The sequence below is a fragment of the Octadecabacter antarcticus 307 genome, assembly GCF_000155675.2.
GTDB lineage: Bacteria > Pseudomonadota > Alphaproteobacteria > Rhodobacterales > Rhodobacteraceae > Octadecabacter > Octadecabacter antarcticus.
The window spans coordinates 2,296,054-2,321,566 of the sequence record NC_020911.1; the positions used below are offsets into that span (position 1 = coordinate 2,296,054).

Below are 25,513 nucleotides of genomic sequence, written 5' to 3' on the forward strand. Positions count from 1 at the left end.
GTACCGCAGTTTTATTGATGATTATCGGGTCAGGTGGGCCTGTGCCGCACTTTTGCAAAGAAGGATGTGACGTGTGCAGTTTCATCTTTATTTAGGCACTCTAGCCTTTTGATCTCAGGGACCATACCTGAATGTGCACTCTAAAATTCCACAATCTGTGTTTGGTTTCGTGTTTAAATACGGCATATTGCTTAAATAATTTGCTGAAGAACCCTTAAGATTGTGGCCACTAACATTTATTCTTGACAGTTGGGCCTCCCTTCAACATCGTTACTACACTAACGATAATTGGGCCTTTTTTTAGTCAGAACTTAAGCCAGAATGTGCTCGGGAATGTAGTATTAATTCTGGTTTTCAAATGAAAGAGACGTAATGAAAAAATTTCTTACAGCAGTTGCCATGATGACGGCGACGGTTTTGCCGGGGGGAGTAACGGCACAAGAAACTAATTTTCGGGTAGGCTTGATTACGCCACCCGTTCACGTCTGGAACAAAGAAGTCGACGCAATGGGCGTGACTTTGGGTGAAATGACAGACGGCCGTATGGGGGTGACACAATTCCCATCAGGTCAGTTGGGCAACGAAGCGACAATGCTGCAGCAATTGCAGACAGGTGCTTTGGACATGGCATGGCTTACAACGGCGGGGCTGACTTTGCGTGTACCTGACATGTCTGCGCTGCACGCACCGTTTCTAATAGATAATATTGAAGACGCTGCAAAAATCTTGCGGTCTGACGAAGCGCGTGAAATCCTTGATGCGCTTCCAGCCGCAACTGGCACCGTCGGTCTATGCTATGCGATGACAGGGATGCGTCAGGTTATGGCGAAGGATCCTATCACATCGATTGAGGATCTCGATGGCCTGCGTTTTCGCATTACACCTGCCCCACCCATCCAGACGTTCTTTGAGATGTTTGGTGCGGCTCCAGCACCTATGCCACTAACGCAGGTTTACGATTCACTTGCGAACGGTCAGATCGACGCCATCGACATGGACTTCGAATCCATCCTGAACTTTGGGTACCACGACCACGCAAAGCATATGCTTGAAACAAACCACCAGATGTTCGCTATGGTCGCGCTAATATCTGGCCGTGTTTGGGCTGGACTGTCAGATGAAGACAAAGTGATCATCCAAGAAGCGGCGCAAAAGCACTGTGACCAAACGATCGATCAGTTCGTGTCTGGCGAAGCCGGTAAGCTTGAGCGCCTTCAGGCAATTGAGGGTCTGACTATTCAAGAGAGTGTTGGCCCAGAGTTCTTTGGTGACATCGTCGAACGTTGGGATACAGAATGGTCTGAGCAGACCCCATATGTTGAGCGTCTGCGTGCTCTCGCTGCGAAATTCTAACTCTTATACTACTTTCTGGTGGCTCTTTGCAGGGTCGCCAGGATTCCTTTTAAATAGGCGAACAAATGATCCCCTTTCTTTTTAGTAAGCTTTCCGCAGGTCTTATTGCGATAGAACGACTTTTCCTAAAATTGCTTATCGCGGCGCTGACGCTTACGGTTCTTATGAATGTGCTGTTGCGTATGGTTGGGATCACGATTGCTTGGGCAGATGAGGTCGGAATTTATGCGATGATCCTGTCTGGGTTTGTCGGGGCTTCTCTTATGTTACGGGCGCGTATCGACCCCGCTGTTTTGCTGCTGCACGAATTCGTATCCGAAAAAAGCAGGCGCATTTTGCACGGTCTCGTCTCTCTACTCGCTGCAGTTTTTGGGTTTATGCTTTTATACCTTTGTATCCGTTGGTTTGATCCAGTTGAAATTGCCAAGGCGGGCTTTGACGTGGGCACGTTTCAGGCAAACACATTCAACTTCATTTATACAGACCAGACATCCGTTATGGCCGCACCCTCGTTTTTATTTTATTTTATTATCCCGTTCTTTTCGTTTGCAATCACCATCCACGCAATCACCAATATGTTCGAAGACATCGGATGGCTGGACCGCCCTGAAGACCCAGCTGGTCTCGCTATGGATGTTGTACAATGACCGTCGTTGCGTTTCTCCTTCTTGTCGTTATTGGCATGCCGATCGGCATCGTTCTTTGCGCTTCGGCACTGGTGTTTATCCAGACCTCCGGCAACACAATTCTGCTGGACAGCTACGGGCTGCAGCTTTTTAGCGCGCTCAATAACTTTGGCCTGCTGGCGATTCCGCTCTTTATCCTGATTGGTGAATTGATGAACGGGACGGGGATTACCCAACGTCTGATCCGGCTTGCTGGTGTCTGCATCGGTTCGCTTAAAGGTGGACTGGCCTATATCAACCTGCTCGCGAACATGATGGTGGCGTCTATCCTTGGGTCTGCCACAGCGCAGATTGCGATGATGACGCGGGTCATGGTGCCCGAAATGGAGAAGGCGGGCTATCGCCGCGACTTTTCAACGGCGGTGACGGCATTTGGCGGGCTGCTTGGCCCAATCATTCCGCCTTCAATTGTTTTTGTGGTCTACGCGGTTTTGGCACAATTGGCCGTGCGTGACATGTTGATTGCGGGCCTGCTTCCTGGCCTTATTTTGACCACACTGTTTATGGGAACGATCGCAATCTTGGGATATTGGCACGATTACCCGCGCGGTCAAAGCGTCAGCTGGAAAACGCGACTGATTGCAGTACGTAGCGCGCTGCCGATGCTGGTAATTCCTGCGGTCATTATTGGGACTATCATGGGTGGCTTTGGATCCCCGACTGAGGCCGCGGCACTGGGCGCGCTGTGTGCTGCTGTGTTGGGTATTTTCTTCACAAAGACCCTAAAATTTGCTGACTTTGGCGCGATCCTTTTACGGACCGGCATCAACTCTGCACTGGTATTGTTCCTGGTTGCGGCGGCGGGTGTGTTTTCCTGGGTGCTGATCTTTGGCGAAGTACCACAGACAGTCGCCGCATGGATTGAAACCGTTGCTAAAACGCCGACAAGTTTCTTGCTGCTGGTCCTTTTAATTTTGATCCTCGTTGGCACCGTGATCGACGGGATTGCAGGATTAATTATGGTTGTGCCGATCCTTTTGCCGATTGCGACAGATGTGTATGGAATTGATCCGATCCATTTCGGGGTCGTTGTATCAATCAATCTTATCTTGGGGCTGTTATCACCGCCTGTTGGTATCGGACTTTATATTGCTGCCAACGTTGCCAAGGTCAGCCCAATCGCGGTCTTTGTCGTCGCATTACCCTTCTTTTTGGTGACTTTATTTGCATTGGTTTTGTTGGCGTTGGTACCACAGATCAGCTTGTTTTTGTTGTAGGCACGTCTTGGTGGCGCGTTGAGGGTGATTGTCTTTGGAATGCGGGCATTCGTGATGGGAACATTGTTGCCATATCGTCTCTCACGGTAACTTCATTCATGCGCTAACCGGAAACCAACCCAAAAACTGTGAAGTTATAAAATTTGACCCTCTCTAGGCTCATAACGCATTTCGTGTGGTGGTAATTGCTGAAGAAGCGCGGGTTAGGGTTCTGTGGATCAAGTTTGGTTGAAGATGTATCCAGCTCAATCGTTTGATTTGGCTTTGTGCGTTCTAGGCCATATGAAGATAAGTCGACAGCGTCTAGGTACCTGCTTTGAAATGGAACGCTCCTCGTCCAAGGCAAGGTGATCCCGTTTCAAGGCTCAGCTCACTTCGGGAAAAAATAATCGGTGTGCGAAGACCTTGGATGCCTTCTGGTGCTATTTGCATAGCACGCGCTTGAGTTTGCGGGTCAGAGAGTGCTTCTGCGACGGTGTTTATTGGGCCGACTGGAACTCCAGCTTTCTCAAGTAGGGCGATCAGTATTTCTTTGGGGTAGGTTGCGGTGCGATCGGTAATGAGATTGCATAGCGTATCGCGGTTTTCGACGCGTGCGGGGTTGGTTGCATATGCCTGATCTTTAGAGAGCTTATCCACACCAAGTGCTGAGCAAAGCGCTGCGAATTGTCGGTCATTGCCGCATGCGATAATTAAATGCCCATCGGCGGTGGGAAACACCTGATAGGGGACGATACTGGGGTGAGCGTTGCCCAAGCGCGTGGGCAGCTGGTCACCGAGTAGAAAGCTTGCGGCTTGGTTGGCCAGAACGCCGACTCCGCAATCGAGTAGGGAGAGGTCAACATGTTGGCCTTTCCCTGAGCGGTCGCGTTCTGCGAGTGCGGCTTGGACACCGATCACCCCATAAAGACCGGCAAAAATATCGATCCAAGCGACGCCTACTTTCTGAGGTTGACCATCAGGTTCGCCTGTTAGGTCCATGATGCCGCACATACCTTGAATGAGGAAGTCATAGCCGGGCTGTGTCGCGCGCGGGCCTGACTGACCAAAGCCAGTGACGGAGGCGTAAACAAGGCGAGGATTCAGGGTAGATAGACTGTCGTAATCAAGGCCAAACTTCTGCAAGCCGCCTACTTTAAAATTTTCTACGAGCACATCAGCGTTTGCGATGAGCGCCTTCAACTTGTCGAGATCTTCTTTATCTGAAAAGTCACAGGTAACTGACGTCTTGCCCCGATTGGCTGCATGAAAATATGCGGCAACTTTTTCCGTGCCGCCATCGGGCAGCTGGCGTTGCACAAACGGCGGGCCCCAGCGACGCGTGTCGTCACCTTCGGGGGCTTCGACTTTGATTACCTCGGCACCCAAGTCCGCCAATGTCTGACCGATCCAAGGACCAGCCAGAATTCGGGCTAATTCGATTACTTTAAGACCCTTGAGGGGCGCGCCGTCGGTCATCAATAAGGCTCCCTATGCGAACGCCTGCAGGTCAGTAATGGCGCGACCAAGGATCAGGGCGTGCACATCATGGGTACCTTCGTATGTATTCACCGTTTCAAGGTTCTGTGCATGACGCATCACATGGTATCCAATCTGAATACCGTTGCCGCCGTGCATGTCACGGGCGTGCCGAGCGATGTCCAATGCCTTGCCACAGTTGTTACGCTTGATAAGCGAGACCATTTCTGGCGCAAAACGCCCTTCGTCAAAAAGGCGACCAACGCGCAAAGCGGCTTGAAGCCCGAGCGCAATTTCGGTTTCCATATCGGCAAGTTTTTTCTGGTAGAGTTGTGTCGCGGCCAACGGTCGGTCGAACTGTTTGCGATCTAAACCGTATTGGCGGGCGCGATGGAAACAGTCCTCGGCAGCCCCCATTACACCCCAAGAAATACCATATCGAGCACGGTTGAGGCACCCGAATGGCCCGCTCATGCCTTCAGTGTTCGGCAAAATCGCTTCTTCGCCAACTTCGACATTGTTCATCACGATTTCACCGGTGACAGATGCTCGAAGGCTAAGTTTGCCAGCTATCTTCGGCGCTGACAGGCCTTTCATACCTTTTTCCAAGACGAAGCCGCGCACCTTGCCTCCGTGCACTTCTGATTTGGCCCAAACTACAAATACATCGGCAATTGGACTGTTTGAGATCCACATTTTGGACCCGACCAAGCGATAACCAGAGTCTGTTTTAATTGCGCGGGTTTTCATGCCGCCAGGGTCAGAACCAGCATCGGGTTCGGTCAAGCCGAAGCAGCCAATATATTCGCCGCTGGAGAGCTTGGGTAAATACTTTTGCTTTTGAGCTTCTGAACCGTAGGCGTAAATCGGGAACATCACCAGCGACGACTGCACGGACATCATCGAGCGGTAACCACTGTCGATGCGCTCTACTTCGCGTGAAACCAGACCGTAGGACACATAAGATGCACCAGCGCCGCCGTATTCCTCTGGCAAAGTTACACCAAGCAAGCCGCTCTCGCCCATTTCGCGGAATATTTCTGGATCAGTGTGTTCGTCCAGATAGGCGTCTTCGATACGCGGTAAAAGGCGGTCAGAGGCGAAGGCACGCGCGGCATCACTTATCATGCGCTCTTCTTCTGTTAACTGATCGCTAAGTAAGAACGGATCAGCCCAGTTGAACGGGATGCCCTTATGCGATGATGTAGACATGATGCCTGCTCCGATTTGATAGGTTATATTATGTATTTTGTGTGGGATATCAGCGTGTATCAGTATATTAAAACGACAAAACTGCATATTAACATGTAGAAAAGGAATGATAATGCGGCAACGTCGTTTCCTCCCCTCGATCAAGTTGCTGATGGCGCTGGATGCCGTTGTGCGCCACAGGTCTGTGACTGTGGCAGCGGCAGAGCTAAACCTGACGCAGAGCACGGTAAGCCGTCTTATTCTGTCGTTGGAAGATCAGTTAGGGGTGGAGCTTTTTACGCGGGAGCGGCGTCGGCTTATTCCGAATACGGCAGCCTTGAGTTACCAGAGAGATATAGCGAGGGCCCTAAATATTGTGCAGCAGGCCAGCATGTCGGTCGTCGCCAATCCGTTGGGTGGAACACTGTCGCTTGCCGTGTTGCCAACGTTCGCCACGCGCTGGCTGGGACCACGGTTAGGGCAATTCCTGAACGCTCACCCAGGTATAGCCGTAAACGTATCAACACGCATTGGGCACTTAGATTTCGCCGGCGAAACGTTTGATGCAGCGATCTACTATGGGCTGGGTGATTGGGATGGGGTGAACCATCTGAGACTGTTCGACGAGACCGTGACCGCATGTGTCGCACCGGGATTCGCCCAGAAGCACCCGATAAGGCGACTGGAGGATCTGGCTGGCTTGCCAATGCTGCAATTAGAATCGCGACCGAGCGTCTGGTCGGATTGGTTTGAAGGGCAAGGAGGTGTGCCTTATGCGACAGGGGGCATGCTGATGGATCAGTATTCTATGATGATCCAATCGGCAATATCTGGGTTGGGCATTGCCCTTTTGCCAGATTATCTTGCCCAAATAGAGATTTTTGAGGGCAGATTGGTGCCAGTTTTAGAAAGAAATGTACCAGTGCGAGGTGCCTATTGGTTGGTCTGGCCTAACGACAAGGTTGAACACGCCCCTCTGAAGACGTTTCGAGAATGGCTTGGTGAGCAGACGAATAAAATTTCACATGGAGCGCAGTTAAAGTGATCTGCTCCGAAAGAAAACTTCCTGCGCGCCCAAGTAAGTTCAGGTGGTTTTGTACATTCATTTAGTTTTGATTGGAAGATTAAGGCAAGCTAAAAGCTTGTTGATTCCATCATGCGACTTACCACGGGCTTTGTTGCACAAATCGCCCTTATGGCGTGCTTCCCCTGACCCCTGACGGATTCAGCCTACAGTAACGGTGTTTGGGATGCCAAGGGCGGTGAAGCCGTTGAGTATCGCGGCACGGATTTGGACTTCCGCAACTTGCCGGTCAAAGTCTCGTGCGGCCAGGCGCTGCCCGAGTAGTTTCAAACAATGCATCTTTGTCTCAACACGACTCCTGCGGTGGTATCCGCTCAAGCGACGCCATTGAGCGCGGCCGAGATCCTTTGAGGACTGTACCGCTTCGTTTCGGGCTCTGGCCCCCAGCGTATCCGGCTTCCATAGCTTGGCATTCTTGCGTGGCGGGATGACAGCACGGGCATTGCGGGCCGCAATCGCATCATGGCATTTGCGGGTGTCATATGCCCCATCTGCTGTGACACTGCCAATCTTCTGATCTGGTGTGATCTGACCGAGAAGGTTGGGCAACATGGGTGGGTCTCCAATGCTGCTACTCGTCACTTCGACCGCGCGTATCTCCAACGTTTCTTCATCAATCCCTATATGTATCTTGCGCCACACCCGACGTTTCGGCCCGCCATGCTTGCGAGCGTTCCACTCACCTTCGCCCTCAACTTTGATGCCGGTACTGTCGATAAGGAGGTTTAGCGGGCCCTTTGAGCCCTGATACGGGATGGTAACCGATAGCCTTTTCTGACGCCGACATAACGTGCTGAAGTCTGGGACCTCCCAGTCAAGGTCGATCAATTTCAACAGGCTTTCCACAAAGCCCGTCGCCTGCCTCAAAGGCATTCCGAACAGCACTTTCAACGTGAGACAGGCTTGGATCGCCGCATCGCTATAGCGTGGCTGGCGGCCCCGTTTGCCCCCCTCTCATGGTTTGCAAACAAACCACTGCCGGGCAACGGTAGGCGCAGCTTTCCAAGTGACCTCTGGGTTAAACCAAATGGTCAGTGACCCGCGTCGCTTCAGGGCCTTGTTATACTCAGGCCAGTTCCTCGTGCGGTAAATCGGGGCGATAGGTTTACTCATGACGCCAGCTACCATGCTGGATTTACAACATGAATCCCTGATACGAGACTATTTGTGCAACAAAGCCCCCTGGAACCGTTTTGGTCGTGTCGGTTTTGAAGGAGATCTTCTCAGCAGCGGAAAAGCAGCTGTTGGAGAAGCTTGTTCGTTGGGGGTGGGTATCGGTCGAAGGGCGCATGAGAGCACCTGTCATTCTGCTGACGGGAGTTGAACTGTTCGCTGACTGGACTGTTGAAGAGTCATGGCAGAAGAAGGGAGCTCCATACCCGGCAAACGTTCACATGAGCGTATTCTCAGATTTGGAATTGTTTGCGATGGAGACGCAGCGCATTCATTTGGGGATAGATTACTATTCTCATCTTGAACAAAAATACAAGGCCGCGAAGCAAACCTAAGTTCGATTTAAGGTCTGCTTTAAAGCTTGCATCGGACTATTTTGGCGAGCAACGCGAACGGCAGGTTTAGGCCGTGAGTGCCCGTGATGAGCGAGGGAAGCACTCCCGAATGGCTGCACCATACACATGTCGACGTGAAGGGCGGAAAGCGGCCCTTCGCTGCATTTGCGAAAAATCCCTACCGTGGCCTGATTTGTGCATTCCAATGTCTTTGAGTTGGGTGCAACACTGGCGCATGACCTAAGAAGCGCCATGGGAGGCATCCGCAGCAAATTTGAGTGGATTGGTTCGAGTGTTGCTAGAATGAATGACCAGTGCGACTAATCACGCGATCACTGCAGCACTTATGGGGTCGGGTCTTGCCTTATGAAAGTAACGGCCAACACTTCTGATACAGCCTGCAGTTCGGGCGACGGGCAAACCCGTCCTGCGGCGTCCAGTGCCAAGGATACGACTTGTCTTTTATCTTGCACTGTTTGTGCGGTGATCCACGATTGTGTTGTCGCCAGAAATGCCTTTCGACGGGCCGCATCAGGGATATTTTCCGCCAAAATGGTCAAGGTTGCGTCAAGATCAACAAATGATTTCATGGCGTCACGCACGAGTTTCTCTGCAATGGGGCCGGTATCGATGGCGAGCCGATCCGCGACCTTTCGCACGATCGCCGCCTTCGACATTTTCTGAACATGCATGGTAGGCAGATGAGGCCGCGCACTTCGGCCATGTTCAATCGGATTGAAATAGGGGGTGGCACCTTCTGTCACCTGCCCACTCACAACGATCATGTTCCGACCGCGCTGCGAAAGTGGGAAGTGAAGGACTTCGCCCGGTGCAAACCGGTATTGCTTGATGTTATTTTTGGCCTGACCTTTGCGTTCAAGGATGCCAACGTCGCGCATGTATTTTTCAAGCGCCGCATCACTTACTCCAATCCATGTCAATGTGTCGTAAAGATTATGGCGTGGCTGACGAATGCCCGCGCGATCAAGAACATACCACGCACGCCGCAGGGTTTCTCCTTCAAGGATAGTGACCTGCGAATAGATCCGTGCCCACAGCCGGATACGGTAGCGGATGCTATCAAGCTCGGGTTGTGTTTCGATGGGCGTGACCATGACCGCGCGTGTAGCGTCAAGGTGCTCCATGTCAGTGAATGCCTCTGATAACAGATCGGTAACGCGCTGGGGGGGGACATCGGGCGGCAGATGAACAAAGACATCAAAGCGTGTAGGACCATCTTCTGGTAAAACCAAAATCGGCATATTCGCTAGCATTGAATTTGGAATAATGACACGGATATTGTCCAACCGACGACCAACCACATGCCGCCATGTCTTTTGCTCGATTGTGATTGTCCGGTTTTCAAAACGAATAGCAGATCCAATTCTCAGCAAAGGTTCGGCGGACATTGACATGCCTGCAATAATACTGCCAAGCGTTGACTGCATCGACAGCCCGACCACAGCACCAACAATCGCAGAGGTGGTCAGTATGGCCGCCACATCAACGCCAAAACGGTTCAGCAAGGTAACCGATGTGACGACGGTTAAAACACTGTAGACGATTGCCGTAACCAAGCCGCTTGGTACGACTTGAAATGCGTCGGTCAAAATCGTTTTCAAGAAGAAATTGGACAAAAACACGACAAGCGCAATGGCCGTGATCGTCAGGCAAACCCCATACAAAAGCTGTTGAATTTCCGGAAACTTGACGAACAAGTCAAACGTGCCAACAAGCCCCAACGCCCCCCATCCCAACAAAGAAAGAATGACGAGCGATATGCTGAGCCGTCTCACTGCGACCCGTCCTGATCGGTGGGCTCGTTCGATTTATCCATCGACACCTTGAGGCTTGATCGCAGCCGCGAGATCGCAGCCGAAAGTTGCTGAATTTCTCCTGCGCCATGCTTTGGTAACGGGGTATCGTCGCCCCGAAGGCTTGAGCGATCTGCAATATCGGCCAGCTTGCGAAGCGGTTGGATGACATTGCGCTGCAACGGCAACGTGACCATCAAAGACACAACAACAAAGAGCGCAGTGAGCATAACAAAAAAGATCGCGACCAGTTCGTAAATTGATTGAAATTCGTCTTCAACCGGGACGGTCAAAATTTGAACGCCAATCGTTTCACCCAATTGCCACCCAAAGCCATTCACGATGCCATACTGCGCAACCATGGCTGCGGGGGCCTTATCTGCGGTTGAATGACATGCCAGACACGCTGGATTGGTGATCGTGATCGGGCGGGCAATATAGAATGTGTCCGTGCCTTCGACCCGCTTTATCCCCTGCATTTCAGAGACATCGTCATTGCGCCGGAAATCCGCAATCAGGTCTGCTTCGAATGAATCCGCCAAATCCGCTGGGTTTGTTGGATTGAGCGCGGCCTCTCGGTAGGTGTAGTTGCTTCCGTCCGAAATCAGCTTGCGAAAAAGCGTTTGCGCAGCAAATGACGGAACCTGCTCAGGGTTGAAGTTGGTATCGGGCAATTGACCAAGAAGAGGCGTGATGTTGTCAATTGTATAGTTGCGGGCAGCCACGGCGAGACTAAGAAGCGTGCGCGCTTCGTCTTCGACATGTTTCATGGTCGCGGCATTAAAGAACAAGTAGAATGTCGCTGACCCCGCAATGATTGCGACGGCAAACACGAGAACAGTCGCCCTGCGGACAAGCCCCGAAATACTGTTCATTGTGGTTTTCATAACTATTCCTGCATTCGTTTCTACGCTGCTAACCCCATAAAGTGGCAGAAATTGGGTGAATACATGGATGACATGACGATGAATCGAAAGTAAACAAACAACTGCCTAATTGTGGTTGCTGAGCCGGTGCTTTCACGGCTGATCGATGATAAGTCGTAAAAAATGCTGCAAACTACACGACTGCCCGCTTTCGCTGGTTTCGCTGCCGCGGCGTGATCCATGGTAAACGGCCGCTTTGGGCCGTTCACGACAATGATGAAATAGAGAAGCGGTCAGATTGCTGAGCCATGCAGATTTCGACACGAAGGGCGGAAGCCGGACTTTCGCTGCAAGTGCGAGCCAAGAATGCTTCATCGGTCAGAGCCGACATTCAAACTGGCGCTGATCCGGGTTTGTCTCTGCAGCGTGGAAGGCAGCACCGAGCCCAAACCTACTGATATATTTACCTGCAATTACCTGTTCTATGAACGATGTGTGGCGATCCACCAGATGTTGCCACAAGGGTCTTTTATGCCAGCCATCCGGTCGCCGTGTGGTCGATCATTTGGCTCCATCTTAGACACAGCAGCCAGCTTCAGGGCGCGTTCATACGCTACATCTGTATCGTTTACGAAAAGGTGCATCTGAGACGTATTGGCGGGGTAGTCGTTCGAGCTTTCATTAAGCATGATGATAGAGTTGCCTATTCGCAGGCGCGCATGCTGGATGCGGTTGTCTTCGTATCTGCTTTCCCTGATTACGCATGCACCGAATGCGGCTGTCAGAAATAAGATCAGCCGGTCTGCGTCGACAACGGAAAAATATGGTGTAATCGAATTATAGCCTTCCGGCGTGCTATCCGCGTTTTCCACTTAAAGCTCCCTCGTAAGTTTTTCAGATGGTGTTAGAGGCGTTCGAAGTCCGCAATGTCCGCAGACCTACGTTCCAGCCGACATAATGCTGCAAGATGCACGAATGTCAGCACTGACGGGCCGCACCGTAGCATTCAAGACTACCGTTGGACGGCGGCTCTGGGCCGGAAACGACGTCGAACAGTTTAGGCCATTTGTGACAAATGCTGCGTTGCGCACATTCCAACACCAAGGGCGGATTGCGGTCATTCGCTGCAGGTGCAAAATCAATCGGAAGCCGCAAAGAAAGGTAAGCAGTGCTTAGGTATGTTGCGAAATGTTCTTTGCTTTAGTAGGTTTATCTATACAATCTGCAGCTTGGTTAGGTTGTGTAATTTTGTGCACGTTGAAAATCTCACTTCGGGTTAAGGAGAAGGCGCGTGTCAAGACAAGGTCGCCACGGGGAGTCTCTGTTCTCAACTCTATGCCAAGATCCTGATGCAACAACTGAAGCGGTTGTAAACAAGGCTGGAGATGATGAGCATGGTTGGGATCATGTTGTTGACATAACACCTCAAACAGATCCGTCTCTGCCCGCAGATTTACAAGATCATCTTATACAGTCGTTTGCTCAGATTAAGACAACTAAAAGCCTGCGTCCTACGACACGAGTTAAGTTAAGTAACGCACTCAAATCTGCCAAATCGCCCAATCCAAGTTTTGTCTTCCTCTTTCATCACGATAGCGGAAATGCAGCGCCTACGTTATATGGCAAACACATTTGGCGTAATGAAATTGAAAAATTTCTGATGCGTGGGCGCAAAGCTTCGGTCGAAAGCCCGACGAAGGCCCTCTACGATGTCACTCTCACAATATCCTTCAGCGCAGAAGACCAAATTAAAGGTCACCCAAGTGACTGGATGTTGGAGAGGATCAAGGAACAAGGGGGCGGAAACTATGCGGCTAACAAGCTGAATTTGGTACGTTCAGTAGGCTATGGGGAATTTGCACACGATGCGAAATTCTCAATCCCAACGAGTGCTTCCGTTAAAGACATCGTGCTTCATGAGCTTGGCTTGATCAAAGATCTACCGGTCACAGACTTTACAATGCTTGATAAACGCTTTGGAATTAAAACGACGGTATCGAAACCGCAGGTTGGAGAAGGACGATTGGAGGTTTCTTCAGAAGGCAGGCCCGTCCTTCTCAAGTTAATTTCAAACGATCTGTCAGAACTCGATATCTCTGCTGAACTCAAGATGCCAAAAATGGTTCCTTTTGATCATGAGGAGTATCGCTTTAGAATAGACGCTGGCTGCTTTGACATCATCGCGCATCCCAAAGGCGAAGCTCAGACAATAAATTTCTCAATGGATCTTGAATCAAAAGGAAAGCTTGATCAAAAAATTGGTCTATTAACATATCTGTCGTGGTCGAGTTCCGAGCAAACCACCTTTGAGCTGCACAGTGAAGAAGGAAAACTGTTTACTGGCTTATCTGACGGGTCGACGAACGCAGCACCATGGATGGACGAATTTTCAGTTGTGGGATGTCATATTATCGATCTACTTGGACCTGAAAAGTCGAAAGCGATTGAGGTCAGTTTCTGTGATTTTGAGCGGAGTGCAAAAGATATGTACCTTGCATCCGTCATTTCAAAAGCAGGTTCTTTGCGATTGCAGGCCGATTTTTCGAATGATTTAGAGGAGTTCAGTCACTTGCTTGGCTTCGCCTTCACTCAGGTCGACAACTGGTGTGTGGGTGCCCTATATCAAATTGAGCATAAAGCCAGAGGTCATGATGACGATATAACCAACTTCTACTTTAGTTATCCGCGCATTGTAAAAAGCTTTGCGTTCAAAAGATCTAAGGGTGATTTTGCCAATTTCATTAAATCAGAGCTTAACGAGTTTCGTCGACGTTTTAATACTCCAACTGCTGTGGTGATGGATGGTGATCTGACAGAGTGGTCAAAAGATATGAACGAAAATACAGCCATAACAATTGATATTTCTTAATCCTTTGGTCTTGTTTGGGCGTGCCTTTCGAAGCCACCAGTAAGCTGAAGGCAGCGGTTTCGACGCACTGATTTTTTTCAAAGAACTGTCGGCTTGAGTTTATCTTGATCGCACTTTCCCAGAACGGCCTATTTGGAAAAGCTGCGCTGCAGCGCCCGATGGTGTGACCAAGATCCGCTTGGGGCCGATGTTGTTGAAAAACACCGTGTTGCTGGCGCAGAAAGTCTGGCCATGGACGGCACTTTAGGGTCGTTACCGGCCATGTGTAAGGGCAGAGATGGCCAAGTTGTGCACACCTGGCCATCTCCATACTCCCAAGTGGGAGTACCGTAAGAGGCTATCTGTGTTCTAGCCGGGGCTGAAGCCAGTTCAGCACTTCATCTTCCGCCCATCCCACTAGGTTTGGGCCAAGTTGTATCCGCTTTGGGAACTTCCCGGCCTTCTCCATACGTGCGATGTGTTGAGGTGAGTACAAGACCAACTCCTTCAACTGCTTTTTTGATAGTATCCGCATCACGAGTTCTCCAAGATTGAAGAGCATCGCGACGCCCCAGGGTTACGAAAACCTAGGCCGTAATAGGATAGCCAACAGCAAGCGCTGTGCCTAGGCTGAACATAGCAACGCACTGTTTCTCATAAGATTGGGTGGTCTAAAAGGTGGGCCAATTTTGGCCAATCCACATTAGTATATTATAATCATGTACTTAAAATATTAAGTGGTGCCCAGGGGCGTCACTGTATTTCAAGACTTAGCATGAAATATCTACGTGATCTGCGGTGGCAATCTGCCTGCGGGCGTCCAGCCAATCCGCATAAGCCCGCATCATCTCGGTTCGGCCATCTAAATATTGGGCCTTGTTATAACTTGAACGTACCTTGTTGGCTGGCACGTGTGCGAGCTGGCGTTCGATCCAATCGTAGTTCCATCCCATCTCATTGAGGTTGGTGCTGGCTGTCGTACGAAAGCCGTGATGCACGTGACGGTCAGACTTGAAACCCATGCGACGCAGCGCGGCGTTGAACGTCATATCCGATACCATCCGTTTTGGATCGCGTGGTGACGGTAACACCAGTTCCGAGCCAAAATCATACTTTTGAAGAAAGCGGAGCAGATCAATCGCTTGTGATGGCAGGGGCACGATATGGTCACGATTCATTTTCATGCGCTGACCTGGCACTTCCCATCGTAACGAATCCCAATCGATTTCATCCCACCGCATGCCACGTAGTTCTGTGTTCCGAGGAAACAGATAAGCAGAAAGCATCAAAGCCGCGCCAACGATGGGATTGGCCTCTCGGTAACTCTCAATTGCATGCAGTAACTTCCCCACTGCTGCAGGATCAGTGATGCCTGCAAACTCACCGCGCCGTCGCTTTATCATCGCATCAATCGTGAAGGCCGCAGGATCATGCGTCACCAATCCGCGTGCTCCTGCGTAGCGAAAAATCTGCGAGAACCGAGCTCTAATTTCGTGCGCAGTCTCAACGCGACCAGACGACGCGATAGGATTTACGACATCCAAGATGTCTTGTGCTGTGATCTCATCGACGCGGGGATTGCCCAAAGCATCGACAGTCACGCCAATCTGGTAATTGAGTTTACGGAGAGTTTTTGGCGCAGGATTGCTTTGTTGGCGCATCATCAGATAGCCGTCAGCAACTTCCTTCCACGTCGTCGTTTGCCGCTTTTTCGTCGTAACGGTTTGCCGTGGTCGCGTTGCAACTTCCACGATCTCCGGATCACTGCTATTCAAATCCAGTCTGAACGCTGATGCTTTCAGACGAGCATCCGCGAGTGACGTGGCGGGATAGTCACCGATCAATTTTGTCCGTTGATTTCCCGCCAAGCGGTAAGCCAAGCGGAACACTTTTCTTCCAGACGGCAGCACCTCAAGAAACAATCCGCCGCCGTCAGATATGCGACCCCGTTTCTCAGTGGGGCGAATTGCTCTAATCTGTGTATCTGTGAGCGGCATTTTAGGTTCCCATCTGCTAGATGAATTCGAAGCGGATTAGGGGAACCATACGCTAAAAACCATCGATCTGTACACCATAGGTACAACAAATCGATGTTGTACGAAGGTCTACCATGTTCATGTATGAGAAGTGCCTGAATTTTTTATTATTTTAAAACAACAGTTTAGTTCATAAAAGAGAAGTTATGTGTGACTGTCTTGGAGCGGGTAACGAGAATCGAACTCGTAACTGAAGCTTGGGAAGCTTTCGTGATACCTTTTCACCATACCCGCTACACATATTTGGATATGCAAACTGCGGTCATTTCACAAGTAGAAATCATCGTGCCGCGGCTGAGCTACGCCTGACATGGCGGGCTGCGCACCTTAGGCTGTCGTGTTCGCGATGTCCGTAGCTTTGCGCACATGCGGAAAATCACCTGTGGCGATGTAGGTGTCCTCAGCGGGCGTGGACAGGCGACCGAGAACCGCGTTGCGGTGGGGGGTGACGAGTGACCATCGCAATGATCCCCATTACCCGTTCATGTTGTCCCCAAAGCGCGCCACCCATACCAGCCAAGGCGTCGGGCATAGCGGCTTCTATCGTTGCGACCGCGTCCCATTGCGCGTTGAGCCTGTCCCAGTGATCTGGCCCTTCGCAGTGTGTGATCGCGATGATGAAAAACGTTTGTTCCCATGGCATTAATTCCGCAAAATGGCCGTTCGAGATCCCTTCTTACGCAAGGCGCGTCGCCTTGATGTCTTGCGCAAATGCACTCGGCGTGTCGCGCCAAAGCGAGCGCGGAAATTGATCCAGCGCGATCAAAAGCGCCAATCGTTCGCGCTGCGTCTGCGCCCAGTGATCCAATTCGCCGCGCGCAGCAGCAGTGGTCAGGGGGCCGAACTTTTCGATGATTGTGGCGTCCATGCCCCTTGCATCCGTTCGTCCCAGAATGCGCCGTGGGTTTCTATCGGGGTCTCGTGGCCGGTTTGCGGCAGCCAGAAGTCAGGCACCGCTTGCGGTTTAAATGTGTGCTCCATCATAATAAATCCGGACCCGAGCAATGTTAACGGTCCAAAAATACGAACTATTCCATCAGGCAAGACTAGGGCGATGCCGGATTTTGGGCGAGCGGCAAGGGTAGCACGGTCAGAAAGCGCTCAAAGATCGAACCAATTGGCTTGCGCGCCTTAACTTGCGCGACGTCGTCTGCGGCCACCACCATCGCCGCTGCCTTGGGTGTTGAACAAGGCATCCGGAAGCGGTGCGATGGAGCGTAGGATCGTGAACGGGTCCGTCGCATGTGGAATGGCATTGGCGTTGACAAAATGTTCTTGGAACTTCGGCTCAATCGCGGTTTCAACCTTGATGATCTTGCGCACAGTCACTTCGATTGCAGCACGCGCGGTCACAGAACAGAGCGCTATGCGTGCGCCGGTACCTGCGGCGTTGCCCGCTGACGTCACTTTATCGAGCGGGACATCAGGGATCATACCCAGCACCATCGCGTGTTTGGGTGAGATATGCGCGCCAAATGCGCCTGCCAGCACCACCCGTTCCACGGTGTCGGTACCCATTTCGTCCATTAACAGACGTGCGCCCGCATAAAGTGCGGACTTCGCCAGTTGGATCGCACGGATATCGGTTTGGGTGACGGTGATCATTGGCCCGCCGTCCGCCGTGCCGTCATGGATGACGTAGGAATGTGTGCGCCCTTCGAGGATGCAGCGCGCGGTCCCAGTTTGCACAGGCGATCCGATCAGACCTTTGGAATCCAGCAATCCCGCCATACGCATTTCGGCCACGGCTTCGATGATACCCGAGCCACAGATGCCGGTAACGCCTGTGGTGGCGATCGCTGCATCAAAGGCTGCCTCATCCGACCAGAAGCCACAGCCAATGACCTGAAAACGCGGCTCTTTGGTGGTGGTGTTGATTTCGATCCGTTCAATTGCGCCAGGGGCTGCGCGTTGGCCACTGCTGATCTGCGCGCCTTCAAACGCGGGACCTGTGGGGGACGAACAGGCGAGGACTTTGGTTTTGTTGCCGAGCAGAAGTTCGGCGTTGGTGCCAACGTCCACAATTAGGGTAAGTTCATCTTGTTGATCAGGCGCTTCTGATAGGGCGACTGCGGCGGCATCAGCCCCAACATGGCCCGCGATGCACGGTAGAATAAAAATCCGCGCGGCGGGGTTCATGCAAGACAGCTCCAAATCGCCCGCATGCAAGGATAGGGATTTCGATGTCGCCAGCGCAAAGGGCGCTTGGCCCAGTTCGACCGGATCAATGCCCAGCAACAGGTGGTGCATCACCGGATTACATACGAACACAGCTTCCATAATTTGTGCGGGTTGAATTTCAGCCTCGGCCGAAAGGGTATCGGTCAACGCGTTCAGGGCCATGCGCACCGACGTGGTCATCTCAACATCACCGCCGGGGTTCATCATCGAATAGCTAACGCGGCTCATCAGGTCTTCGCCAAACCGGATTTGAGGGTTCATGATGCCAGACGACGCCGCAACTTCTCCAGTGCGCAGATCAGTCAGGTGGGCCGCAATGGTGGTGGACCCGAGGTCAATCGCCAGCCCGTAAAGCCGCATTTCATTAAAGCCGGGCGCAATGTCGAGGATACGGTGCACGCTGTCTTGGTGGCCTTTGTGCAGCGTGACGGTGCAGGTCCATTTGCCTTTGCGCAACACGGGCTGAAGTTTGCGCAGCACAGACATCCCAGCGGTGATGCCGTTAATATCCCACTGTTCCTTCAGGGCGGTGCCCAGACGTTCCAGGTCACCCGTCGGCGTGTGCATGTCCGGTTCCGCAACTTCGACATAATAAGTCCGTACGGCTGGATCCATGACCATGGCGCGGGCTGACGCCGCCTTGCGTACAACTTGGCGGTGGACTTGGGAGTCTGGCGGCACGTCGATCACGATGTCACCCTGAACAGTTGCCTGACAGCCAAGGCGACGGCCATCCAGCAGCCCACGTTTATCTTTGTAGCGTTGTTCGACTGAATTCCAGTCTGACAGGGCGGTTTCGTTGGATGTGAGCCCGTGTTTTGAAAATTCACCAAAACCCGGTTGGATCTGGCATTTGCTGCAAATTCCGCGCCCGCCGCAAACGGAATCCAGATCGACCCCCAATTTGCGGGCAGCGGTCAGGATCGGCGTTCCTGTGGCGAAATGGCCGCGTTTTCCGGATGGGGTAAAAACGACCATATGATCTTTTGCGTGATCGGTGCTCATGTACTGGGACCTCTTGATTTTCGTCGATAATAGCGGGGTCCAATCTGCAATGCAGCCGCTATTCGTCGTCTTATTGTTCAGGAACGTCATGAGGTTGATTTGTAGAGCGCGGCTGGGCAGGCAAATCACCCTTTCCCTGCACGTCTATCCATGCGAGAGGACCATGCCTAATGACACCATACGCGAAGGAGTGACGCAATGGAGATTCGTGAGGCCCTCACTTTTGATGATGTGTTGCTGGTTCCGGGGGCATCAAGTGTCCTGCCGAGCACCGCAGACACCCGTACCCGTGTGACGCAGGCGATCAGTCTGAATATCCCGCTGTTAAGTTCTGCGATGGATACAGTCACCGAAGCGCGCATGGCGATTGCGATGGCGCAAGCGGGTGGCATGGGCGTCATCCACAAAAACCTAAGCGTCGATGAGCAGGCCCGTGAAGTGCGTCGTGTGAAACGCTTTGAATCCGGCATTGTCTATAACCCCGTCACGCTGCGCCCCGATCAGACATTGGCCGACGCCAAAGCCCTGATCGAGCGTTATAATTTCACCGGATTTCCAGTTGTGGACGAAAAGGGCCGCGTCATGGGCATTGTGACCAACCGCGATATGCGGTTTGCGACGTCTGATGATCAACCTGTGTCGACAATGATGACGTCCAATGACCTCGCGATTATGCGCGAACCCGCGGATCGCGATGAGGCGATTTCGATGATGAAGTCCAAGCGGCTAGAAAAGTTGTTGGTGACGGATGGCAACGGCGTTCTGACGGGCTTGTTGACCCTGAAAGACACCGAACAGGCCGTTCTGAACCCGACTGCGTGTAAAGACGATCTGGGTAGATTGCGCGTGGCGGCAGCGACGTCCGTGGGGGACAGCGGTTTTGCCCGCACCGAAGCCCTGATTGCGGCCGGCGTCGATATCGTCGTGATCGACACGGCACACGGTCATTCTATGGGTGTGATTGAGGCTGTTAAGCGGGTCAGGGCATTGGGTGGCGGCGTGCAGATCATCGCCGGAAACGTCGCCACTGGTGATGCAACACGCGCCTTGATTGATGCGGGCGCCGATGCGGTCAAGGTCGGCATCGGACCGGGGTCAATCTGCACCACGCGCATGGTCGCAGGTGTTGGCGTGCCGCAGTTGACGGCGATTATGGATTGCGCGAATGCGGCAGGCGATGTGCCGATTATTGCCGATGGTGGCATCAAGTTTTCCGGTGATTTTGCCAAGGCAATCGCGGCAGGTGCGTCTTGCGCGATGGTTGGATCAATGATCGCCGGAACAGACGAATCCCCAGGAGAAGTTATTTTATATCAAGGCCGAAGTTTTAAAAGCTATCGTGGTATGGGGTCACTTGGTGCGATGGCAAGCGGGTCTGCGGATCGATATTTCCAGAAAGACGCAGCGTCGGACAAACTAGTGCCCGAAGGCATCGAGGGACAAGTTGCCTATAAGGGCAGTGCGGCCGCCGTGGTGCATCAAATGGTCGGCGGATTGCGCGCGGCGATGGGCTATACTGGCTGCGCGACTGTGCAAGACATGCGCAGCAATTGCACATTTGTGAAGATCACCGGCGCGGGGCTAAGGGAAAGCCATGTGCATGACGTGCAGATCACCCGCGAGTCGCCCAACTACCGGGCCATGTGATGACGCCTGCTGCGCGGGTTGCCGCTGCCATTGAAATACTCGAAATGATCTTTGATGGGGCGACGCCTGAAAAATCGCTTACGGGTTGGGGGCGGCGACATCGCTTTGCAGGGTCCAAGGACCGTGCGGCCATTCGCGATCATGTGTTTCAGGCACTGCGGTGCCGCGCGTCTTACGGCTGGCTTGGGAGTGCGGAAACTGGACGCGGTGTCATGCTCGGCGCGATGCGCGCCGCAGGGCAGGTGGATGAGATGTTTAGTGGCATCGCCCATGCCCCGCGGGTGGTCGAAGAGGGTGAAGATGCGCGCGCCCTTGAAGACGCAGATCGTGCGACGAAAAACGACATGCCCGCATGGTTGTTGCCGTATTTCGATAGTGCCTTGGGCGATGATTCTGACGGTGTCATGGAGATCCTCAAAACCCGCGCTGGGGTGTTTTTACGGGTGAATGCTGCACGTACAGATACGATGGAAATGATTGATGTCTTGGCACAGGATGGTGTGACAGCAGTGCCTGTGGCTGACATTAAGAATGCGCTGCAAGTCACTGAAAACGAAAGACGTGTGGCGCAGTCAGATGCTTATTTAGCAGGCTTGATTGAACTTCAGGATGCGTCGTCACAACATGCTATGATCGGCCTTGGTCTGACCGCTGGACAACGCGTGCTGGATTTGTGTGCGGGTGGTGGTGGCAAGGCGCTTGCGATGGCAGCACTTGGCGCAGACGTGACGGCCCATGACATTGATCCGCGCCGCATGGTGGATCTTGCACCGCGCGCTGAACGCGCCGGCGTAGTGATTGAAACCGTTTCGACGGACCAACTGTCAACGCTCGTACCGTTTGACGTAGTTCTGGTGGATGCGCCGTGTTCGGGCAGCGGCACGTGGCGCAGAACCCCTGCGGCGAAGTGGGACCTGACACCGGAACGACTGCTGGAATTGACGCAAATTCAGGACGACGTTTTGGCGCAAGCCGCGACGTTGGTTGGGTCCGACGGGACACTGGCCTACGCGACATGCTCCGTCTTTGATGTCGAAAATATCGATAGAATTCAGGATTTTATTAAGACGCAAGGCGATTTTAAAATGGTTTCGAAGACCCTGCGTCGTCCTTGCGCTGGCGGCGATGGATTTTTCATTGCGCAGCTTTGCCGGACTGCCTGACAACCCTTGGTTGCATTTCACATTCATGTGTTTACGCTAATGTGATCTATTGGTGCCGCAATTTAAGGGTGCCGCAATTTAAGCCGTGGTTAAGTTTTTGATGATTGAGTGTCGTGAACGAATCGAACTTGAAAAGAGACGGGCGTGAGGGATCATATCAGCGAGAAACATTTTGGAACTGACCCGCAGCCACACCTGTCAGGATCGCAATTAGAAAAACGAATTCCCGTTTTTCTAATTGCGATCCCGGGTGTCGTAGCGATTGTTGCTGCCTTTTTTGTACCTCAGCCGTCTGCACGGTTGGGCCTGTTGGCCTTCGGATCTGCGGTGGTTTTGTTTGCGATGTTGGTTGTAGCTCATAAATCGATTCAATTTCGCAAGACGTCCTACGCGACGCAAGTTCTTATTTCATTGTTGGATAATGATGCGTCGCCCTGCTTTCTGGCAGATTTGGAAGGTCGGGTTGCGTTTCGCAATGAAGCGGCAACCGATCGGTTTCGCGACCGTGCGGTGGAAACGCTCAGCAGCGCATTTTCGGAACTTTTCGCCAACCCGGGGGCGGTGCTTTTCCGGCTGCAAAGCAAAGCGCAGGCATTGGGCAGTGCGCGCGAAGATATTGTGACGCGTAAAGGCCACGTTCGCCTTTCGGTGAATGCCATCGATGGCGCCATGTTTTTGTGGCGCCTTGAGGACCTGACCGACCGCGGTGGCGGCGTGCGGGCCGCAGATGCGCTTAGCTTGCCGATGTTGACGGCAGGGCCTACTGGCACAGTCCTTTATATGAATGAGGCGTTTCGCCGGTTGCTTGGTGGGCGTGCGAAAAACCTTGGTGGGGTGTTTTCTGATCTACCTATCGTATCGGGCCAAATCCACAAAGTGCTCTGCGAGGCAGGTGAGATAGACAGTCTGGTTGCCGAAGTGCCGAGCCATGGTGGTCGACGCGAGATTTATCTTTTGCCGGGCGACAGTCTGTCGGATGAGGCGATGAGTGGTGCGGATTGGGACGCTATTGAAGAGTTGCCCGTCCCACTTTTGAAAGTTTCTATCTCGGGCGAGATCATGTCGGCAAATCATGAGGCTCGGGTTCTGCTGGATAATCGCATTCCGGCGGGCAGCCGTATGAGTGATGTGATCAAGGGGTTGGGTCGCCCGTTGGTCGATTGGGTGGCCGAAACAATCGAAGGCAAAGGCACCTCGACACCACAATTCCTTGAGGTTATTCATGACAGTAAGGAAATATATCTCCAGGTCTCGCTGAACCCAGCCGGTGATGCGGAAACGCCGCATGTGATTGCAGTTCTTAACGACGTCACGGAATTCAAGAATCTTGAAATGCAGTTCGTCCAAAGTCAAAAAATGCAGGCTATCGGACAGCTTGCGGGTGGCGTCGCCCATGATTTTAACAACTTATTGACTGCGATTTCAGGGCATTGCGACTTGCTTTTGTTGCGCCACGATCAAGGAGATGGTGACTACGCGGATTTGGTGCAAATTCGCCAAAACTCCAATCGTGCGGCCGCGCTGGTCGGGCAATTGTTGGCCTATTCCCGCAAACAAAACCTGCAACCGGAGGTACTTGATCTGCGCAACACGTTGTCTGACAGCACGCATTTGTTGAATAGGTTGGTTGGGGAACGGGTCACGTTGACGTTGGATCACAATCCGAGGTTGAGTCAGATCAGGGCGGATAAGAGACAGCTGGAACAAGTCTTGATGAATCTTGTCGTAAATGCGCGCGACGCGATGACAGATGGTGGCAACATCCGGATTGAAACTGAAAATACGGTTCTTGGCGAAGGATTGAGCCGCGATCGCGTTACGGTTCCACCTGGTCGTTATGTAGAGCTACGCGTGCATGACACCGGCACAGGCATTCCCGAAGACAAGAGGGAAAAAATATTTGAACCGTTTTGGACCACCAAGAAGACTGGAGAGGGCACTGGTTTGGGACTGTCGACAGCATACGGCATCATCAAGCAGACCGGTGGCTATATATTTGTTGACTCGACAATTGGCGTTGGAACCACCTTCAGTATCTTGATCCCAAGCCACGATGCTCCGGTCGAATTTGTCCCCACGCCGGCCGTGTTTGAACAGCCTGTCCCGACGTCGGGCGTCGGCGTTGTGCTTCTGGTGGAAGACGAAGCACCGGTTCGTGCCTTTGCGTCCCGCGCCTTGCGATTACGCGGGTTCACGGTCCTAGAGGCCGATTGCGCCGAGGCGGCACTTACAATGCTGGCCGACCCCGATCTTGTGGTGGACCTGTTTTTGACCGACGTCATCATGCCCGGCAAAGACGGCCCCACATGGGTCCGCGAAGCGCTTGCAGTGCGGCCCGACACTAAGGTGGTTTTCGTGTCGGGCTACGCCGAGGAAGCCTTTGGGGAAGCGCAAAAGAGCATCCCGAATTCCGTCTTCCTGCCCAAACCGTTTTCGCTAAACGAGCTGACAAAAACAGTGCACAACCAGCTCCACTAAGCCGACCTTAAGCTTTCAATGTGAGAGGCAGACCCAAGCAAGGCCGCGTAATCGTCCTCGACCACCGACACGGCAAAATTGGACATGAAACCTGCAAAGCGGCCCTTGTCGCGAAAGGCGTCGACGAACCCAAATTGCGTCAAGTAGGGCGCAAACGCCCGCGCCACGCCGCCAACAAGATAAATGCCACCAAATGGCAATTGGATCAACGACAAGTTGCCGCAAACCGTGCCAAGAATGCCCGCGAACATTGTGGCGGCATTTGTTGCCTGTACGTCATCGCCGAGCGCACAAGCGGCCATAATATCTTGTGCCGATGCTGCGCGCATCGTTCCATCTTCTTGCCCGAGAAAAGAATAAACACGTTCTAGACCGCGTCCCGAAAGAACGTCTTCGACGGCTGGGAAGCCATGTGTTGTTGACACAAATTGACACAATCGCAGTTCTTGTTCGGTTCGGATTGGCAGGTTGGCATGGCCGGACTCTGACGGCGGCACAAAGCGGCCCAAGGCAGTTTCAAACACAGGGGCGGCATTAAAGCCGGTTCCGACACCCACCACCAAGCGCACGGCATTTGATCCCTGTGCGCCGTCGGGCCCTTTGATAATTGGGCGCAAAGAGGCCGCGTCCAGATCGGCTATCGCGTGACCTTGCGCTTGCAGATCGTTCAGGATCGCGACGGTTTCAGTCTGTGTTGCACGCATCAACGTCTCGCGGTCAATCGTCCAGTCCAGATTTGTCATCGTCGCCTTGCCATCGCGCACGGGGCCCGCCACAGCAACGCAGGCAGCGGCGAGATTAACGTCGCCCTCATCTTGCAAATATGTCCTAAGGACCGCTTCCAAGCCGGAGTATTTTGCGTTGGAATATCGCCGGATCGTATCGGGAAGCACGTCTTGGCCATTGGCCAAAGCGCAGCGCGTATTGGTGCCACCGATATCGGCCACAAGCGACAAGGTGTTAGCGGGATGGGTCATG

At 52.6% G+C, this 25,513-nt stretch carries 20 protein-coding genes, 1 tRNA gene and 1 pseudogene; 9 read left to right on the forward strand and 13 right to left on the reverse strand.

Translation table 11 applies throughout. The features are described 5' to 3' along the window. The first annotated feature begins 372 nt into the window (after positions 1 to 372). The 3 genes from OAN307_RS11635 to OAN307_RS11645 all read left to right on the forward strand — a co-directional run bounded on the left by OAN307_RS11635 (position 373) and on the right by OAN307_RS11645 (position 3,256). Entirely contained in the window at positions 373 to 1,353 is a 981-nt protein-coding gene (locus OAN307_RS11635) for a TRAP transporter substrate-binding protein (RefSeq protein WP_015499945.1), read from the forward strand. 65 nt (positions 1,354 to 1,418) lie between these two features. Then, positions 1,419 to 2,000 carry a TRAP transporter small permease gene (locus tag OAN307_RS11640; RefSeq protein WP_015499946.1) on the forward strand — a complete coding sequence of 194 codons (582 nt, stop codon included), beginning with the start codon at positions 1,419 to 1,421 and terminating at the stop codon, positions 1,998 to 2,000. Continuing rightward, the gene (locus tag OAN307_RS11645; protein WP_015499947.1) at positions 1,997 to 3,256 is read left to right on the forward strand and encodes a TRAP transporter large permease; all 1,260 of its coding nucleotides are present in this window, start codon (positions 1,997 to 1,999) and stop codon (positions 3,254 to 3,256) included. The genes OAN307_RS11640 and OAN307_RS11645 overlap by 4 nt, the downstream gene beginning before the upstream one ends. Positions 3,257 to 3,559: 303 nt before the next feature. On the opposite strand, the gene OAN307_RS11650 is transcribed toward OAN307_RS11645, so the two are convergent. Beyond that, positions 3,560 to 4,714: a CaiB/BaiF CoA transferase family protein gene (locus OAN307_RS11650; protein WP_044043598.1), complete on the reverse strand. Its 1,155-nt coding sequence runs from the start codon at positions 4,712 to 4,714 to the stop codon at positions 3,560 to 3,562. A gap of 12 nt (positions 4,715 to 4,726) precedes the next feature. After that, complete coding sequence (locus OAN307_RS11655; RefSeq protein WP_015499949.1) at positions 4,727 to 5,926, reverse strand: acyl-CoA dehydrogenase; 1,200 nt, start codon at positions 5,924 to 5,926, stop codon at positions 4,727 to 4,729. A 112-nt stretch (positions 5,927 to 6,038) separates the two neighbouring features. Between OAN307_RS11655 and OAN307_RS11660 the strand changes: the two genes are divergently transcribed. Then, positions 6,039 to 6,950 (forward strand): LysR family transcriptional regulator, encoded by a 912-nt coding sequence (locus OAN307_RS11660; protein WP_044044693.1) that lies wholly within the window; start codon positions 6,039 to 6,041, stop codon positions 6,948 to 6,950. A gap of 180 nt (positions 6,951 to 7,130) precedes the next feature. Here OAN307_RS11660 and OAN307_RS11665 read toward each other — a convergent pair. After that, a pseudogene (locus OAN307_RS11665) lies at positions 7,131 to 8,102 on the reverse strand (IS5 family transposase). Positions 8,103 to 8,197: 95 nt separating this feature from the next. Here OAN307_RS11665 and OAN307_RS11670 point away from each other — a divergent pair. Then, positions 8,198 to 8,497: a hypothetical protein gene (locus OAN307_RS11670; RefSeq protein WP_144055561.1), complete on the forward strand. Its 300-nt coding sequence runs from the start codon at positions 8,198 to 8,200 to the stop codon at positions 8,495 to 8,497. A 344-nt stretch (positions 8,498 to 8,841) separates the two neighbouring features. Here OAN307_RS11670 and OAN307_RS11675 read toward each other — a convergent pair whose 3' ends face one another. From OAN307_RS11675 to OAN307_RS11685, 3 genes are all read right to left on the reverse strand, one after another. After that, entirely contained in the window at positions 8,842 to 10,293 is a 1,452-nt protein-coding gene (locus tag OAN307_RS11675) for a mechanosensitive ion channel family protein (RefSeq protein WP_187292572.1), read from the reverse strand. Then, positions 10,290 to 11,198 (reverse strand): Tll0287-like domain-containing protein, encoded by a 909-nt coding sequence (locus OAN307_RS11680; protein ID WP_044043601.1) that lies wholly within the window; start codon positions 11,196 to 11,198, stop codon positions 10,290 to 10,292. Before OAN307_RS11680 ends, OAN307_RS11675 begins: the two co-directional genes overlap by 4 nt. Before the next feature lie 461 nt (positions 11,199 to 11,659). Beyond that, positions 11,660 to 12,049, reverse strand: a complete 390-nt coding sequence (locus OAN307_RS11685) for a VOC family protein (protein ID WP_015499954.1) — start codon at positions 12,047 to 12,049, stop codon at positions 11,660 to 11,662. Between the two features lie 419 nt (positions 12,050 to 12,468). Here OAN307_RS11685 and OAN307_RS11690 point away from each other — a divergent pair, with 419 nt between their 5' ends. Further along, positions 12,469 to 14,046, forward strand: a complete 1,578-nt coding sequence (locus OAN307_RS11690) for a hypothetical protein (RefSeq protein WP_015499956.1) — start codon at positions 12,469 to 12,471, stop codon at positions 14,044 to 14,046. A gap of 337 nt (positions 14,047 to 14,383) precedes the next feature. Here the strand turns inward: OAN307_RS11690 and OAN307_RS11695 are convergent, their stop codons facing one another. The 6 genes from OAN307_RS11695 to OAN307_RS11715 all read right to left on the reverse strand — a co-directional run bounded on the left by OAN307_RS11695 (position 14,384) and on the right by OAN307_RS11715 (position 19,247). After that, entirely contained in the window at positions 14,384 to 14,587 is a 204-nt protein-coding gene (locus OAN307_RS11695) for a helix-turn-helix transcriptional regulator (protein WP_333783209.1), read from the reverse strand. A gap of 208 nt (positions 14,588 to 14,795) precedes the next feature. After that, on the reverse strand, positions 14,796 to 16,022 hold the full coding sequence (locus tag OAN307_RS11700) for a tyrosine-type recombinase/integrase (protein ID WP_044043604.1): 1,227 nt from the start codon (positions 16,020 to 16,022) through the stop codon (positions 14,796 to 14,798). A gap of 199 nt (positions 16,023 to 16,221) precedes the next feature. Further along, positions 16,222 to 16,295, reverse strand: a tRNA-Gly gene (locus tag OAN307_RS11705). A gap of 166 nt (positions 16,296 to 16,461) precedes the next feature. After that, on the reverse strand, positions 16,462 to 16,704 hold the full coding sequence (locus OAN307_RS29995) for a hypothetical protein (protein WP_015499957.1): 243 nt from the start codon (positions 16,702 to 16,704) through the stop codon (positions 16,462 to 16,464). A gap of 33 nt (positions 16,705 to 16,737) precedes the next feature. Beyond that, positions 16,738 to 16,929 (reverse strand): DUF924 family protein, encoded by a 192-nt coding sequence (locus tag OAN307_RS30000; protein ID WP_245541034.1) that lies wholly within the window; start codon positions 16,927 to 16,929, stop codon positions 16,738 to 16,740. A gap of 263 nt (positions 16,930 to 17,192) precedes the next feature. Then, positions 17,193 to 19,247 (reverse strand): ASKHA domain-containing protein, encoded by a 2,055-nt coding sequence (locus tag OAN307_RS11715; protein WP_044043606.1) that lies wholly within the window; start codon positions 19,245 to 19,247, stop codon positions 17,193 to 17,195. Positions 19,248 to 19,445: 198 nt separating this feature from the next. On the opposite strand from OAN307_RS11715, the gene guaB reads away from it, so the two are divergent. The 3 genes from guaB to OAN307_RS11730 all read left to right on the forward strand — a co-directional run bounded on the left by guaB (position 19,446) and on the right by OAN307_RS11730 (position 24,535). After that, positions 19,446 to 20,894: an IMP dehydrogenase gene (gene guaB, locus OAN307_RS11720; RefSeq protein WP_015499959.1), complete on the forward strand. Its 1,449-nt coding sequence runs from the start codon at positions 19,446 to 19,448 to the stop codon at positions 20,892 to 20,894. Beyond that, positions 20,894 to 22,057, forward strand: coding sequence for an RsmB/NOP family class I SAM-dependent RNA methyltransferase (locus OAN307_RS11725; protein ID WP_044043608.1), 1,164 nt, complete (start codon positions 20,894 to 20,896; stop codon positions 22,055 to 22,057). The genes guaB and OAN307_RS11725 overlap by 1 nt, the downstream gene beginning before the upstream one ends. 144 nt (positions 22,058 to 22,201) lie before the next feature. Further along, positions 22,202 to 24,535, forward strand: coding sequence for an ATP-binding protein (locus OAN307_RS11730; RefSeq protein ID WP_015499961.1), 2,334 nt, complete (start codon positions 22,202 to 22,204; stop codon positions 24,533 to 24,535). Here the strand turns inward: OAN307_RS11730 and OAN307_RS11735 are convergent. Further along, positions 24,532 to 25,512 (reverse strand): glucokinase, encoded by a 981-nt coding sequence (locus OAN307_RS11735; RefSeq protein ID WP_015499962.1) that lies wholly within the window; start codon positions 25,510 to 25,512, stop codon positions 24,532 to 24,534. The two genes, OAN307_RS11730 and OAN307_RS11735, sit on opposite strands and share 4 nt — an antisense overlap. Position 25,513: the final 1 nt, after the last annotated feature.